General features: G+C 69.5%; 14 protein-coding genes and 1 pseudogene. 10 read left to right on the forward strand and 5 right to left on the reverse strand.

Features of this window, described 5'->3' with window-relative positions; translation table 11 throughout:
• The first annotated feature begins 4 nt into the window (after positions 1-4).
• Both tnpB and NAG42_RS25545 read left to right on the forward strand, forming a co-directional pair.
• Complete coding sequence (gene tnpB, locus NAG42_RS25540) at positions 5-1,420, forward strand: IS607 family element RNA-guided endonuclease TnpB (RefSeq protein ID WP_250033585.1); 1,416 nt, start codon at positions 5-7, stop codon at positions 1,418-1,420.
• Positions 1,421-1,503: 83 nt separating this feature from the next.
• Entirely contained in the window at positions 1,504-1,773 is a 270-nt protein-coding gene (locus NAG42_RS25545) for a hypothetical protein (RefSeq protein WP_250033588.1), read from the forward strand.
• A 143-nt stretch (positions 1,774-1,916) separates the two neighbouring features.
• Here NAG42_RS25545 and NAG42_RS25550 read toward each other — a convergent pair whose 3' ends face one another.
• Entirely contained in the window at positions 1,917-2,333 is a 417-nt protein-coding gene (locus NAG42_RS25550; protein WP_250033590.1) for a nitroreductase/quinone reductase family protein, read from the reverse strand.
• Positions 2,334-2,451: 118 nt separating this feature from the next.
• On the opposite strand from NAG42_RS25550, the pseudogene NAG42_RS25555 reads away from it, so the two are divergent.
• From NAG42_RS25555 to NAG42_RS25570, 4 genes and pseudogenes are all read left to right on the forward strand, one after another.
• Positions 2,452-3,507 (forward strand): annotated as a pseudogene (locus NAG42_RS25555) (segregation and condensation protein A); the annotation flags it as partial.
• 2,198 nt (positions 3,508-5,705) lie between these two features.
• Positions 5,706-6,494, forward strand: coding sequence for an SMC-Scp complex subunit ScpB (gene scpB, locus NAG42_RS25560; RefSeq protein ID WP_284045918.1), 789 nt, complete (start codon positions 5,706-5,708; stop codon positions 6,492-6,494).
• Positions 6,481-7,218, forward strand: coding sequence for a pseudouridine synthase (locus NAG42_RS25565; protein ID WP_250033593.1), 738 nt, complete (start codon positions 6,481-6,483; stop codon positions 7,216-7,218). The genes scpB and NAG42_RS25565 overlap by 14 nt, the downstream gene beginning before the upstream one ends.
• A 58-nt stretch (positions 7,219-7,276) precedes the next feature.
• Positions 7,277-7,726: a DUF4383 domain-containing protein gene (locus NAG42_RS25570; protein WP_250033594.1), complete on the forward strand. Its 450-nt coding sequence runs from the start codon at positions 7,277-7,279 to the stop codon at positions 7,724-7,726.
• A gap of 57 nt (positions 7,727-7,783) precedes the next feature.
• Here NAG42_RS25570 and NAG42_RS25575 read toward each other — a convergent pair whose 3' ends face one another.
• Positions 7,784-8,020: a hypothetical protein gene (locus NAG42_RS25575; protein ID WP_250033596.1), complete on the reverse strand. Its 237-nt coding sequence runs from the start codon at positions 8,018-8,020 to the stop codon at positions 7,784-7,786.
• A 499-nt stretch (positions 8,021-8,519) separates the two neighbouring features.
• Between NAG42_RS25575 and NAG42_RS25580 the strand changes: the two genes are divergently transcribed.
• Positions 8,520-8,879: a hypothetical protein gene (locus NAG42_RS25580; RefSeq protein WP_250033599.1), complete on the forward strand. Its 360-nt coding sequence runs from the start codon at positions 8,520-8,522 to the stop codon at positions 8,877-8,879.
• Between the two features lie 663 nt (positions 8,880-9,542).
• Positions 9,543-9,821 (forward strand): hypothetical protein, encoded by a 279-nt coding sequence (locus tag NAG42_RS25585; protein WP_250033601.1) that lies wholly within the window; start codon positions 9,543-9,545, stop codon positions 9,819-9,821.
• Here the strand turns inward: NAG42_RS25585 and NAG42_RS25590 are convergent.
• Positions 9,811-10,755: an NADP-dependent oxidoreductase gene (locus tag NAG42_RS25590; RefSeq protein ID WP_250033603.1), complete on the reverse strand. Its 945-nt coding sequence runs from the start codon at positions 10,753-10,755 to the stop codon at positions 9,811-9,813. The genes NAG42_RS25585 and NAG42_RS25590 overlap by 11 nt on opposite strands.
• An 85-nt stretch (positions 10,756-10,840) precedes the next feature.
• Here NAG42_RS25590 and NAG42_RS25595 point away from each other — a divergent pair, with 85 nt between their 5' ends.
• Positions 10,841-11,434, forward strand: coding sequence for a TetR/AcrR family transcriptional regulator (locus tag NAG42_RS25595; protein WP_250033605.1), 594 nt, complete (start codon positions 10,841-10,843; stop codon positions 11,432-11,434).
• On the opposite strand, the gene NAG42_RS25600 is transcribed toward NAG42_RS25595, so the two are convergent.
• Positions 11,424-12,002 carry a TetR/AcrR family transcriptional regulator gene (locus NAG42_RS25600; RefSeq protein WP_250033606.1) on the reverse strand — a complete coding sequence of 193 codons (579 nt, stop codon included), beginning with the start codon at positions 12,000-12,002 and terminating at the stop codon, positions 11,424-11,426. The two genes, NAG42_RS25595 and NAG42_RS25600, sit on opposite strands and share 11 nt — an antisense overlap.
• A 71-nt stretch (positions 12,003-12,073) precedes the next feature.
• On the opposite strand from NAG42_RS25600, the gene NAG42_RS25605 reads away from it, so the two are divergent.
• On the forward strand, positions 12,074-13,537 hold the full coding sequence (locus NAG42_RS25605; protein ID WP_250033608.1) for an MFS transporter: 1,464 nt from the start codon (positions 12,074-12,076) through the stop codon (positions 13,535-13,537).
• Between the two features lie 46 nt (positions 13,538-13,583).
• Here NAG42_RS25605 and NAG42_RS25610 read toward each other — a convergent pair whose 3' ends face one another.
• Positions 13,584-14,162, reverse strand: coding sequence for a hypothetical protein (locus tag NAG42_RS25610; protein ID WP_250033610.1), 579 nt, complete (start codon positions 14,160-14,162; stop codon positions 13,584-13,586).
• Positions 14,163-14,255 lie beyond the last annotated feature (93 nt).

Below are 14,255 nucleotides of genomic sequence, written 5' to 3' on the forward strand. Positions count from 1 at the left end.
TGAGATGAAAGTGACCCAGGCGTATCGGTACGCCCTCGATCTGACCCCGACGCAGCAGCGCACAGTGCTTGCTCACGCCGGGGCGGCAAGGGTCGCCCACAACTGGGCACTGGCTCGCGTCAAGACGGTAATCGACCAACGGGCGGCCGAGCTTTCCTACGGTGTGCCGAACGATCAGCTCACGGAGCGCCTGTCGTGGTCTTTGGCCGCGCTGCGGAGGGCTTGGAATGCCGCGAAGGACGAGGTGGCTCCGTGGTGGCGGGAGTGCTCCAAAGAGGCTTTCAACACTGGCCTGGATGCTCTTGCTCGAGGGTTGAAGAACTGGTCTGATTGGCGAGCGGGCCGGCGTAAGGGCCGCCCAGTCGGATTTCCTCGCTTCAAGTCACTGCGGCGGAGCTCGCCATCGGTTCGGTTCACCACCGGATCGATTCGCGTTGAACCTGACCGGATGCATATCGTGCTGCCGCGCTTAGGCCGGTTGAAGTTGCACGAGTCCGCTCGAAAACTAGCCCGGCGCATCGAGGTCGGCACAGCCCGGATCCTGTCCGCGACCGTGCGGCGTATCGGTGGACGCTGGCATGCTGCGTTCACGGTTGAGGTCGAGCGCGCTGACGTGAAGCCGACTCGGCCGGGCTCGACGGTCGGCGTCGACCTCGGTATCAGCCACCTCGCGGTGCTGTCCACCGGTGAACGAGTGCCAAACCCGCGCCATCTCAGCGCCTCCCAGATGCAGCTGCGGCGGCTGGGCAGGTCGTTGTCGCGTAAGACCGGCCCGGACCGGCGCACTGGTCGGCGTCCTTCCAAGCGGTGGCAGCGAGCCTCCGACCGGCTGGCCCGCGTGCACGCCAGGGTTGCCAATCTGCGCCGTGAGGGCCAGCACCAGCTCACGGCCCATCTCGCAAGTGAGTACGGCACGATCGTGGTTGAAGACCTCAACGTCATCGGCTTGATTGCCAACCGCCGGATGGCTCGGCACATCGCCGACGCCGGGTTCGCGGAGATCCGACGCCAGCTGACTTATAAGACCGCCTGGAACAGCGGTCGGTTGGTTGTGGCCGACCGCTGGTATCCATCCAGCAAGACGTGCTCGGGCTGCGGCGCGGTGAAAGCCAAGCTGGCCCTGTCCGAGCGCGACTACCACTGCCTGGCCTGCGGTTTGGTCATGGACCGTGACAGCAACGCCGCACTGAATCTTGCCGCGTTCGCGGCGGAGCTCGACACCGCCGGGAATGGCTCGGTGGCAGGACGTGGAGCCGACCAGAAGACCCGCGTACGTGGGCAGGTGGCTGTGAAACGTCAACCCGGCACCGCACCCGCGGGTCAGACCGGGATCGTCCCACCGCAAGGCGGGACTGCGGACCATGCACTCGCTACGGCGTGCGGGGACGTAATGGTAGTCCCGGATTCGTGCCTCCGGTGAAAACCTGGAGGCGATCTGTGGCGGGCAAGGAGCACTCTGTAGTCGGTCCACTTTCATCGGCTCGTCCACCGGAGTTGATCAAGATGCGAAGCCAGATGCTCGCCGCCCGCGCCGCCGCCCTGTTCGCCAGTGACCTGTCGTCCGGATCGCAGCCCAGCGCTGCGGTCGTCGAGAGCGCGATCGCCCTGTCGGTGCGCCGTTGTGGTGGCACGCGGGGGTGTGCGGCTGCGCTCGCCGCCGCGTACGGGGACTATCCCGAAAGCGCCATGGTGCGGATGCGCTGGGCGCGGGGCGTCATCATGAGTATGTACGACCAGAAGCAGTCGTCGCCCAGTCTGGCGCTGGCTGCCTGAGGCCGAACCGTCTGGTATTTGGCGGGACCGTCAACGTGCAGTGTTCCGTCTTTCAGCGGCGAGCCATGCGGCGCCTGGGCTCCTGCCGGGGTCGTCCACGGGGTTGCCGGTGGGAACGGCCCGGGGGCCGCTCCCGGATGAGGTCAGCGGACGGTGATCACGGCCATCGGGAACTTGCGGTCGGTCTTGGTCTCGTAGTCGGCGGCGTCCGGCCAGTAGGCCCGCCAGATGCCGTAGAGCCGGTCCCAGTCGTCGTCGCGGCCCGCGCGAGCAACGCGGTGATCGGCCTGAAGGGTGTCCGCCCCCAGCTCGATGGTGACGGGACCGTCGAGGGCCTCCAGGTTGGAGACCCACTGCGGGTCGTCCGGAGCACCGCCGCCGCTGCCGCAGACCAGGTACGAGTTGCCGTCGGGAGCGGCGACGAGCGGGTTGATGGTCACCTTGCCGGTCTTGCGGCCGGGGGTGTGCAGCAGGAGGGTGGTCTTGCCCTCCCAGTGCCCGCCGAGCTCACCGTTGTTGGCGCGATAGTTCTCGATGACTGTGTCATTGAACGAACTCATGGGCCAGACAGTAGTTGACTGCGGAAATTCCCACTGTGGACGAGCGCGGCCGCCCGTCCGATATGTCCCGCTCATGCCAGTCACTTGCTCCCTGATCCGGCGTTGATCATCAGGAGCGATGGGAGTGACCGTGACGCGGGAGCAGGTTGTCGGAGCCGTGGTCTACGGTCAGTTCGTGCCTGAAGAGTCAACCGATCCGCCCACCCCGGTCACCGGCGACGTCGCGGTTCCGGCGTCAGCTCCTGAGGGGGCTTTTGTGGGCGTGCCGACCTCCGCTTCCGACAGCGCGTCGGCTTCCGTACCCGACGGCGTGGCGGCTCCTGTTTCTGAGGCCGTTGCGGTGCCGGGTGGTGCGGACGGTGTTCTGGTCGATGCCGCGGGCAACCCGCTCGACGAGAGCAAGTTCCTCGTGCGGCTCGACAACTTCACCGGGCCGTTCGACCTGCTGCTCCAGCTGATCGGCAAGCACAAGCTCGACGTCACCGAGGTCGCGCTGCACCAGGTGACCGACGACTTCATCGCCTACATCCGGGCCATGGGCGACGACTGGGATCTCGACGAGACCAGCGAGTTCCTGCTGGTGGCGGCCACCCTGCTCGACCTCAAGGCGGCCCGGCTGCTGCCCGCCGCCGACGTCGAGGACGAGGAAGACCTGGCGCTGCTCGAGGCGCGTGACCTGCTCTTCGCCCGGCTGCTGCAATACAAGGCGTACAAGGAGGCCGCGGCCCACATCATGGAGCTCGAGGTCAACGGGATGCGCCGCTGGCCCCGGGCCGTGTCGATGGAGCCGCGCTATGCCGAGGCGCTGCCCGAGCTCGTGCTGGGCGTCGGGCCGGAGCGGTTGTTCAAGCTCGCGCTCAAACAGTTCGTGCCCAAACCCGGCCCGCCGCAGGTGTCGATCGCCCACATCCACCAGGTGCGGGTCAGCGTCCGCGAGCACGCCACCCTGCTGCGCGACCGGCTCCGCCGGGCCGGCCAGGCGACGTTCTCCCTGCTGGTCGCCGACTGCGAGAACACCCTCGAGGTGGTGGCCCGCTTCCTGGCGTTGCTGGAGCTCTACCGCGAGGGCCTGATCGACTTCGAGCAGCCGGTCTCCCTCGACGAGCTGACAGTCCGCTGGATCGGCGGCGACGCCACCGACGCCGATCTCGACATCGACGACTACGAGGGCAGCAAACCCGACCCCGCCGCCGAAGCCGACTTCGACGCCGCCGTGGCCGCAGAAGCCGAGTTGGAGGCGGCGGCAGCCGAGCCGGACGAGGACGAGCCGGACGCCATCGCGGATCCCGACGACTTCGATGCCGCCGTGGACGAGTGGGACGCTCGCGCCGGTGAGTTGCAGGCAGTGATCAGGGCAAGCGTCGACGCTGGGTATCCCGTCGCGTCCCCAGTTGACGAGTCACACGACGCGAGCGACTCGTCGGAGGATCAGGATGCGGTCGCATCCGATGCCTTGAATGCTGTTGCGAACGAGCCGGGCTCGGGCCCCCTGAACGTCGTTGCCGGTGATCCGGTTGCCGGCCAGTTCGATGTCGCTGCTGATGAGTGGAGCGCTGAGCGGGGTGAGGCACTTTCCGCAGGCGACTCTGATGTCGCTGCGGGTGGGTTAGGCGCTGAGCTGGGTTCCTTCTCGGCGGGGAAGCCTGATGTCGCTGCGGGTGGGTCGGGCACTGGCTGGGGTGAGTCGCTCTCGGTCGGCGAGTCTGATGTCGCTCTTGGTGGGTTGGGCGACGAGCGGGGCGAGTCTCTTTCTACCGGCGAGTCTGATGTTGCTGCGGGTGGGTTAGGCGCTGGGCGGGGTGGTTCGCTCTCGGCGGGCGAGTCTGACGGCGCTGCGGGTGGGTGGGGCACTGGGCGCGGTGAGCCGCTCTCGGTCGGCGAGTCTGACAGCCCTGCGAGTGGGCGGGGCACTGAGCGCGGTGACTCGCTCTCGGCGGGCGAGTCTGATGGCGCTGGGGGCGGGTCAGGCGCTGAGCGGGGTGAGTCTTTTTCCGCGGGCGAGTCTGATGTCGCTGCTGATGGGTTGGGTGCTGGGCGGGGGGAGTCTCTTTCCGGGGGCGGGTTCGATTCCGCTGCTGATGAGTGGGACACCGACCCGGATGAGTCTCTGTCCGCAGGCGAGGTTCACGCTGATGGTGATCAGGTAGGTCTCGGCGGTGTGGAGTCGGATAGTGCCTGGGGAGGAGCCGGCGTGACCAAGGGCGCAGTCGGCGGCTTTGAGGGTGGCGTTTCTGCTCGGTCGGGTAATCCCGGGGCGGATGTCCGACTTGACGCGGGTCCGGCACTTGATGATCTTGGCGGGGTAGACGACGACGCGGAGGAACGATCGTGAGCGACGACGAGCGGCCGGATTCACTCGCGGCGCAGGCCGCCGCCTGGGTGCCGCCGTGGGAGCGTGCGGCCCGCGAGCCCGACCGGGCCTATCAGGCCGCGGCTGAGGACGAGGCGCGGGCGGAGTTCGGTGCTGGTCAGCGGGATGACGCGACCTCGTCGGAGCAGTCGGCCTTGTCGGCTGAGGGGTCGGAGACTGATTCAGCGCGTTCGGAAGCTGTTGCGGCGGACCGGGCTGCTCCGGTGGATGCGATCAGTTCGGCGGATGAGTCGCCGGGCGGGGAATCGTCGGCTGGGGCGGACGCCGCGGCTGAGTCCGCCGGGGGCAGCCGGCGGTGGGAGGCTTCCGCTCGACCGGGGGGTGGGGCCGCGGATTCGGGTCCGGCCGTCGGGGCGCCGGAGGACACCGAGTCGGTCGACGAGGCGGGGCTGTCGGACGACGATGACGACTTCGACCCGGCTTTCGAAGGGCCCAACCCGACGGTCGAGACCGGGGACGACGCCGCGAGCGTGGACGCCGAGGTCGACTTCACCGGCGCTGGAGCCGGAGCCGAGGGCGGGAGCGAAGCCGGGGTCGAGCCGGAGCTGGCGTCGGTGGATGTCGCGCCGGGGCCGGAGCTGCCGCTGCCGGAGGCGATCGAGGATGCGGTCGAAGCGGCGGACGAAGACGAGCCGGGCACGCCGGTGGACGCGCCGTTGCCGCCTGAGGGGGACGACGCGGGGGACGTGTTCGACGCGGCGGCCGACGACGACGTGAGCGACGACGGGGAGATGGACCTGCCGTTCGCTGACGAGGTGCCGGTCTCGTCGACCGAGGACGACCCCGAGGAAGAATCCGACATCGTCGATGACGACGACGACTTCGACGCCGTAGCTACGCCGGCGGATGAGGCCGCGTCTGCCGGTGAAGGCGGCCCCGCGAGCGACGCCGCGCCGGCTGGTGGGGACGCGCCCGCGAGTGGCGCTGCGCCGACCGGTGACGCTGTGCCCGCGCCTGCCGGCAAAGCTGCGCGTAAGCGTGGCGTGACGCCTTCTGGTGAATTGGCGGCACGTGGTGACCGTGCGGCGGCGCCGGCCCGTGATGCGGTGTCCGACGGTGGCCCGGGCGCTGATCGCCTTCGTGACCGGGCGCCGGGCGGAGACGTGACTGCTGGTGGTGCCGTGCCTGGCGGTGGCGGTGGAGCGGTTGGTGAGGGCGCGGCGGTGCCGGGGCAGACTCGGCGGGTGGCGCCGGCTGAGCTTCCGGTTGTGGGGCCGGTGGAGGTTGATCTTCCGGGGTTGACTGAGGACTCCGAGCTGGCGGCGGCGCTTGAGGCGATCATGTTGGTGGTTGACGAGCCGGTGGCTGAGTTGCAGCTGGCGCAGGTTCTGGAGCAGCCGACGGAGCGCATCGCGTTGATGCTGGACAATCTGTCGGCGCGGTACACGGCGGCGGGGCACGGCTTCGACCTGCGGCGGGTCGCTGGTGGGTGGCGTCTCTACACGCGGCCGGAATACGCGGCGTACGTGGAAAGGTTTGTTCTCGACGGGCAGTCTGTGCGGCTGACCCAGGCGGCGCTCGAAACACTGGCTGTAGTTGCCTACAAGCAGCCGGTGACCCGATCGCGGATCAGCGCCATCCGCGGTGTGAACTGCGACGGGGTCATGCGTACGCTGGTCACCCGCGGCCTGATCGAGGAATGCGGCACCGAGAGCGAAACCGGGGCACACCTGTATCGCACGACCGGGCTGTTCCTCGAGAAGCTCGGCCTCAACTCGGTCGACCAGCTGCCGCCGCTCGCTCCATTCCTGCCCGACGACGTGGAAGAAGTGCTTGATGCCACAGGCTGACACCGCCGAACGCCTCCAGAAAGTCCTGGCGGCGGCCGGTGTTGGATCCCGGCGCGCCTGCGAAGACCTGATCTTCCGCAAGCGCGTCACGGTCAACGGCAAGGTCGCCAAACTCGGCGACAAGGTCGACCCCACCAGCGTGGAGATCCGCGTGGACGGGCAGCGGGTGATCACCGACACCAAGCTCGTCTACCTCGCGCTGAACAAACCGCGCGGCGTCGTGTCGTCGCTCGACGACGAGAAGGGCCGCTCGGAGCTCGCCGACTTCCTCGCCCAGTTCGGTCAGCGGCTGCACCACGTGGGCCGGCTCGACGCCGACTCCGAGGGTCTGCTGCTGATCACCAACGACGGCGAGCTCACCAACAAGCTCACCCACCCCCGGTACGGGATCCAGAAGACCTACCTGGCCGAGGTGATCAACGGTCCGCTGCCCCGCAACGTCGGCCGGCAGCTGCTCACCGGCGTCGAGCTCGAGGACGGCCCGGCCAAGGTCGACGCGTTCAAGCTCGTCGGCGCGCTCGGCAAGACCGCGCAGGTCGAGCTGGTGCTGCACGAGGGCCGCAAGCACATCGTGCGCCGCCTGATGGAGGCCGTCGGCCACCCGGTGACCCGCCTGGTCCGCACGTCGGTCGGCCCGGTCCGCCTCGGTGACCTGCGTCCCGGCGGCTTCCGGCACCTGTCCAACGCCGAGGTGGCCGCCCTGTTCAAGGCCGCTGGAGATTGATGTTTGTGCCCTGAAGGGCCGGGAATGCGGGCTGTCCTGTTAGGAAAGGAGACCCCGCATGACCACCCATCAGGCCGCCGGCACGTCGGCAGCCGTGCGGAGCCCGGTGCGCACCGCCGCCCTGGCCGTGAGCATCGTTTTCATCGTCGTCGGCGTGGCCGGCTTCATCCCCGGTATCACCAGCAACTTCAGTGACCTGACCTTCGCCGGGCACCACTCGGACGCCCACCTGCTGGGTATCTTCCAGGTGTCGGTGCTGCACAACATCGTCCACTTGCTGTTCGGCGTCGTCGGTCTGGCGCTGGCCCGCACCGTGCAGGGCGCCCGGGCGTACCTGGTCGGCGGCGGTGCCGTCTATCTGGTGCTGTGGCTCTACGGGCTCGTGGTCGGCCAGAACTCGAGCGCCAACTTCGTTCCGGTGAACACCGCGGACGACTGGCTGCACCTGTTCCTGGGCCTCGGCATGATCGCCCTCGGGCTGCTGACCACCCGGCGCACCAGGCGCTGAGCACTGATGGGCTGATGACAGGGGAGGAGCCGGGTGATCCCGGCTCCTCCCCTCGTTTCAGTCGGGCCGGTAGTTCGGCGAGTCGCCGGCCACCGTGCGGGTGTTGTATCCGGCGCGGTGCACCTCGGACGGCTGCGGGCTGTCGTCGTCGTCGTCGTTGCCGCGGGTGTCCTCGGGCGCGAGGTCGGCGCCCTTGTCGCTCGCGGGCGGTTCCACAGAATGCCCCGGGGGCCGCAGCGAAGCCGCGTAAGCCGTGGTGCCGTCCGGCTCGTCGGTCGGGTGATTGTCGGTCATGCCCCGATGGCTTCCCGGGTGCTCGGCGGGCAAACAGGTGGCCGCTCGGCAATCAGGTGGTCGGCGGCCGGAAGGTGGCCACTCGGCGAATCAGGTGGTTCACGGGCAACAGGTGGTCGGCAGACAAGCAAGTGGCCGCTCAGCAATCAGGTGGTTCACGGGCAAAGGTGGTCGGCAGGCAAGCATGGTTTTGTTCGCGAGTTCGGGCTCCACCCCGAGCGGGACCCGTTCAGGCGTCGCCGGTCGGCCCTGTCGTTCACCCACGGTGACGGGTGGCTGAGACAGGGCACGCCTTGTCTGCGGCAGATACGTGCACCAAACAACGTTGCGGCAGCGTGTTCTGGATTTATCGCGAGGTGATCGTCCTGGTACTGGTCAAACGGTCTGCCAGGCCCGGGCGGACAACCCTTGCAACCGGGTCGGCGCGGTACTCGGCACGGCAGTGAGCCTCTTCCCGTGCCGACGGTTACCGCCGGCTCCGTCAGGGAACGTTACGGAGATGAGTACCTATCCTGATCCGGCCTCGCACGGCGACGTCTATCCCTCTGAAGAGGAGATCGATCCGTCCGGCACCGACGGCCCGGTCGGGGCGTACGCCAGCCGGCCCGGCCCACTACCATCCTCCGCGCCTGGATCGCCGACCATTCCCGGACCGGCAGGCCGGGTTGCCACCACCGCTAATTCGATTGTCAGCCGGCGCCCGGACGGATCGATTGAGGTAGTCACCGACCTCGACGGTGACGGCATCGCCGACATGGTGCAGCTCGACCTCGACGGTGACGGGGTGCCCGACCTCACCTACCTCGACACAGACCACGACGGCCAGCTCGACACCGTGCTGCGCACCCCGAACCACTGACAGCACGGTGCTGCGCCGGCCCATTCCGGACCGCACACGCCGCCGCAGCTCATTGCGCCCGGACCGGTGACGGCCCAGGCCGGTGACGGCCCGTGCTGCCGCAGCGACCTCAGCGGCGGCGGAGTGCGGGAGAGTGCTGATCTGTCGAGGTGCTCCTACACGGATCCCGCCACGAAACCGACGGGCAACGCGCCACCAGCACACGAGTACGCTCCGCGTTTCGTCTGCGGCATGTCAGTTGAATCGATCATGGGCCGTTGTCACGCTGCGAGTGGCCCGCGAGGTACCAGAACAGGCTTTCCTGTCCGCTGATCTCCCGAACGCGCGCCGTCTCGGCCGAAGCCCTATGGGTCCGCGGTTCAGTCTCCTGGTAATAGCCAGGCGCCGCGACCAAAACCGATGGGAAGAACTGCCCGTCGTAATCCTCGGGATCGTCTGGGACACCCGGGCGCCACAGGCACAAGAGGAGGTCGGCGGGTAAAGGTGGCCGGTCGGCAATCAGTGGTCCGGGGCAACAGGTGGTCGGCGGGCGATCAGGGGTCTGCGGCAAACAGATGGTCGGCGGGCAAGAAGGTGGTCGGTCGGCGATAGAGGGTTGGCGGGGCGACGGGTGGGCGGTCGGTAGGCAGGTGTAATCGGTCGGCGGCCGGGCATGCGGGGGCCATGAACGCGGTGGCGGCGTCGAGTGAGTGGATCGGATCGGACGGCGTGCGGCAGCCCGGTGGCGAAGTGCACGCGTGGCGGCCGGGGACCAACCAGACGGTGTGCGGGCTGGCGTTGAGCCGCACCCGGTTGCGCCGCTTTCCGCACGTGCCGTTTGATTTCCGCGCCACCGACGTGGTCACGTCCGAGGACCAGGTGCGTTACATCTGCCCGCGGTGCGTGGCCGCCACGTCGCGGCGGGGCGAGCGGAACTGGACCCGGGTGTCGCCTAGACCGTGATCACCAGTTTGCCGACGGTGTGCTCCTGGGCGAAGCCGGTCAGCGCCTGCACGGCGTCGCGCAGCGGGTAGGTCGCGGCGATCGTCGGGCTGAGATCGGCCACCCCGGCCATGCCGCCGAGGCGCCCGTCGAGGTCGAGCACCAGCTCGAAGCGGATGTCGTCCCGGTCGATCATGTCGGGGCGCGGCGGCGGGAACGTGATCGTGAACAGGCGCCCGCCGGGCCGCAGGACGGTCGCCGCTCGTCGCAGCTGGTCGGTCGGCAGTACCAGGTTGAGCACGAGGTCGACGCCGGCCGGGTAGTCGTCCTCGTAGCCGATCACCCGGTCGGCGCCGAGCTTGCGCAGAAGGTCGTCGTCGCCGGGCCGGCCGGTGGCGGTCACCCGGACGCCGGCCTCTCTGAGTAGCGGCAGGAGCGTGGTGCCGACCCCGCCGGTGGCCCCGATGACGAGCGCGGTCTCGCCCGGCTGCGGCTCGGCGGTGGCGATCAGCGCGCGGGCGGTGAGCCCGACGGTGGGCAGCGCGGCGGCGTCGATCGCGGTCAGGCTCGCCGGCCGGTGCGCGATGAACGGGGTGGCGGCCTCGAAGATCGCATACTCCGCCAGCGTGCCGGTGGTCAGCGACGGCTGGGCGCCGGCCATGGCCCGCAGGGCGCGCGGCACGGCGTGACCGAACACCTCGTCACCCACCTCGTAGGTGGTGACGCCCTCGCCGATCGCGTGCACCGTGCCGGCGAAGTCGTTGCCGAGCACGTGCGGGAACGTCAGCGGTGCTTGGGCTCGGTAAACGCCGCTGGGGATGACCAGGTCACCCGGGTTGATCGAGGCGGCGGTGATGCGTACGCGAAGCTGACCTTGACCTGGCTCGGGAACCGGCACGTCGGCGAGCGTGAAGCTCTCGGGCGCGCCGTAGTCGGGGGCGATGACCGCCTGCATGGCACTGCTCCTTCGGGTCGGAAGCGGACCGTGCGGTCAGGTTAGAGGTAAACGGACCGGGCGGTCAACTTGTTAGAGTCAGGTGGTGACCGCCGACCGCCCGCTGCGCGCCGACGCCGCCCGCAATCGCTCCGCGCTGCTGGCCGCCGCGGCCGAGGAGTTCGCCGCGCGTGGTCCGGACGCTTCGGTCGCCGAGATCGCCCGGCGCGCGGGCATCGGCAAGGGCACGGTCTTCCGCCACTTCCCGACCAAGGACGACCTGCTGGCCGCGGTCGTGCTCGACCGCGTCGACGGGCTGGCCGGGCTGGCTCACGAGTTGATGTCGGCGGCCGATCCGGGCGCCGCGCTGCTGGAGTTCATGGGGTCGGCGGCCGGTCACCAGCGTCAGCTCGACCTGTCGTTCCTGCGGGAGGCAGCCGGGATCAACGACCGGCTCGACGGCGAGCGGGCGGAGCTGTTCGCCGCGATCACCGCCTTGGTCGACCGGGCCAAGCAGGCCGGCGCCATCCGGGCCGACATCACCGGGATGGACGTGATCCTGCTGATGTGCGCGCCCAACCATGTGGTCAGCTTCGTGCCCGGCGCGCCGCCCGAGCTGTGGCGTCGTTACCTGGGCATCATCTTCGACGGGCTCCGTCCCGAGGGCGCTCACCCGTTGCCCGAGCCGGTCAGCCCGTAGGGGCGGCTCGCCAGGCGGCGGCGATCAGATCCATGATCTCGTCGACTGCGGCCGCCGGGTCGGCCGCCTCCCGGGCCAGGCGAAAGACCCCGAGCACGTAATAGGCGAGTGCCCGGTCCGCCGGGATCGGTGCGGACCGCCCGAAATCGGCGGCGATGGCGACCGACAGGGCCTCGGCGTGGCGCTGCCACATCTTCGCCTCGTAGTCGAGCAGGTCGGGTGAGCTCGCGACGAGTTGCCAGAACGGCGACGCGGCGGACGGCGTGAACTCCCGCACCATGGCGTGCAGCTCCTCGCGCAGGGCGTCGGGGGCGCTCCGGCTCGGGTCGCGGTCCGACACCGCCCGGACGAGCCGGTCCTGCAGGCCCTGGTCGCGGTCGAAGACCAGCGCCTCCTTGGACGGGAAGTGCGCGAACACCGTGGTGACGGCGACGTCGGCCGCCTCGGCCACCTCGCGGATGCCGACCGCGTCGTACCCGCGCTCGAGAAACATGGCCAGGGCGGTGTTGGAGATGGCCTGGCGGGTGGCGGCTTTCTTGCGCTCTCGGCGTCCCAGCTGATCGGTCACCCCTCGTACGCTATCAGTCCTTAAATAACAGCCGTTGTGAAAAGCTAACGGTTAGCGTTATCGTGGTGACCATGGAACGTGACCTCACCCCGCAGTCGTTGCGGGCGGCCTGGGTGGCCCTGGCCGGACTCTCCGCGGTGTTTCTCTTCGAGATGCTCGACAACTCGATCCTGAACGTCGCCCTGCCCACGATCGGCCGCGAGCTGCACGCCTCGACCGTCGCCCTGCAGTGGGTGACCGGTGCCTACGCGGTGGTGTTCGGCGGTCTGATGCTGGTCTTCGGCGCGATCGCCGACCGGTACGGCCGGCGCCGGATCATGCTCCTCGGGCTGGTGCTGCTCGGCCTGGCCTCGCTGGCCACCGCCTTCGTCACCACCGCCGAGCAACTGATCGCCGTACGCGCCGTCATGGGCATCGCCGCGGCGATGACCACCCCCGGCTCGATCGCGCTGGCGTTCCGGCTGTTCACCGCCGACGGTCTGCGGGTCCGGGCGATGACCCTCATCTCGACCGTCGGCCTGGTCGGGCTCGCGATCGGCCCGACCGCCGGCGGTTTTGTGCTCGCCGTCGCCCCGTGGCAGGTGCTGCTGCTGATCAACGTCCCGATCGCCGCGCTGGCGATCGTCGGCATCCGGGCCGGCATCGCCGCCGACGACCCGGCCGACCTGCACCGTGATCCGGTCGACGTCCCCGGCGCGGTGCTGGGCACGGTGACGGTGGTGCTGGCGCTCGTCGCGCCGACCCTGTTCGTGGATCAGGGCACCGGTTCCTGGGCGCCGTGGACAGCCGCCGCGGCGGCCCTGGTCGCGGCGGTTCTCTTCGTGTTGCGCGAGCGCTCGGCTCGATACCCGCTGCTGGACCTCGCGCTGGTCGCACGCCCGCTGGTCTCGGCCGGGCTGGCCTACAAGGCGGCCACCGGGCTGGCCGTCGCCGGCATGGGTTACCTGGTGACCCTGCAGCTGCAGCTCGACTGGGGGTGGTCACCCGCGCTGGCCGCCGTCGGCCTGCTGCCGCAGGTCGTCGTGCTGGTCTTCGCCGGCCCGTTCGTCAACCGGTTCGTCGAGCGGGTCGGCCTCGACCGGGCCGCCTGGCTCAGCTCAGCCGCCGTGGTGGCCGGGCTGGCCGTCTACGGGGTGCTGGGCCGCTTCGGGTACGTGTGGGTCGCGCTCGCCCTCGCCCTGGTGGCCGCCGCGATCCGCGTGGTCGGCACCGTCGCCGGCGTCAACGTGCTGCGCGGCCTTCCGCAGAACCGCACCTCGATCGGTGCGGCCCTGGTCGACACCGCCTCGGAGGTTGCCTCCGGAGCCGGGGTCGCGGTCACCGGGACGATCCTGGCTGCCCTGTTCACCGGCACGATCGCCACCGCGAACTGGAGCACCCAGCAGACCGCGGAGTTCCGCACCTCGGTGACCACCGCCGGGCTCGTCCTCACGGCGGTTGCGGCGGCCCTCGTCGGGTGGGCCATGTTCCGTACGCGGGGAACTGACCCCCGGCCCAGCGCGCCCACCGCCGAGCCGGTCGCCGCCGCCTCCTGACCGGTCCCGCGCGACCTCCCCCTCGGGCCGCGCGGAACCGGCCGGATCAGGAAACCGCGATCTGGCCGTAGCCGATGTTGTTGCCGAACGTCGGATCGGTGGTGAGGGCCGGCGCCGTGGCCACGGGCCGCAGGAACATGAGCCCGGCAACGCCGCCGGTCATCTTGTCCTGGCTGTAGTAGGACGGCCCGCGCGAGTCGAAGTCGTCCTTCGTCCACCACATGTGCAAGAAGTGATATCGGTCGGGCGTGGTGGTCGGCAGAACCTTCAGGTGCGCCGACTCCACCTCGTACGTCTGCCCGGGCTCAAGCGTGGTGCCGAATTTGCAGATCGCCTCGTGCCGCCCCTCGCGATAGACGCAGTTGCGGTAGTTGCTGAACCAGTTGACGTCGCCCGGATCCGTGATAAGGCGTAGCACCACACCGGTGACCGCCCGCGGCCCGAGGTTGGTGATCTCGATGCGCGGCCACACGACACCGCCCGGAGCCGACTGATAGGTGATGGAGCGCGGCCCGGCGACCAGGTCCACCACATCCGGCTCGGCGGCCCGTGCGGCCGGCGTGCCCAGCGCGGCAGTCGTCAGGACGGCGACGGCTGCACCCAGCAGCCGGTGAATCAACGACACGATGGTCCTCCCTGAGATCTTTCTCGTACGAGGGGAGGCTGGGCCCCGGCGCTATCCGCTCGCTATTCCCGCCCTATCGCGGCGATCTGACAT

The organism is Paractinoplanes maris, assembly GCF_023544465.1.
GTDB lineage: Bacteria > Actinomycetota > Actinomycetes > Mycobacteriales > Micromonosporaceae > Actinoplanes > Actinoplanes maris.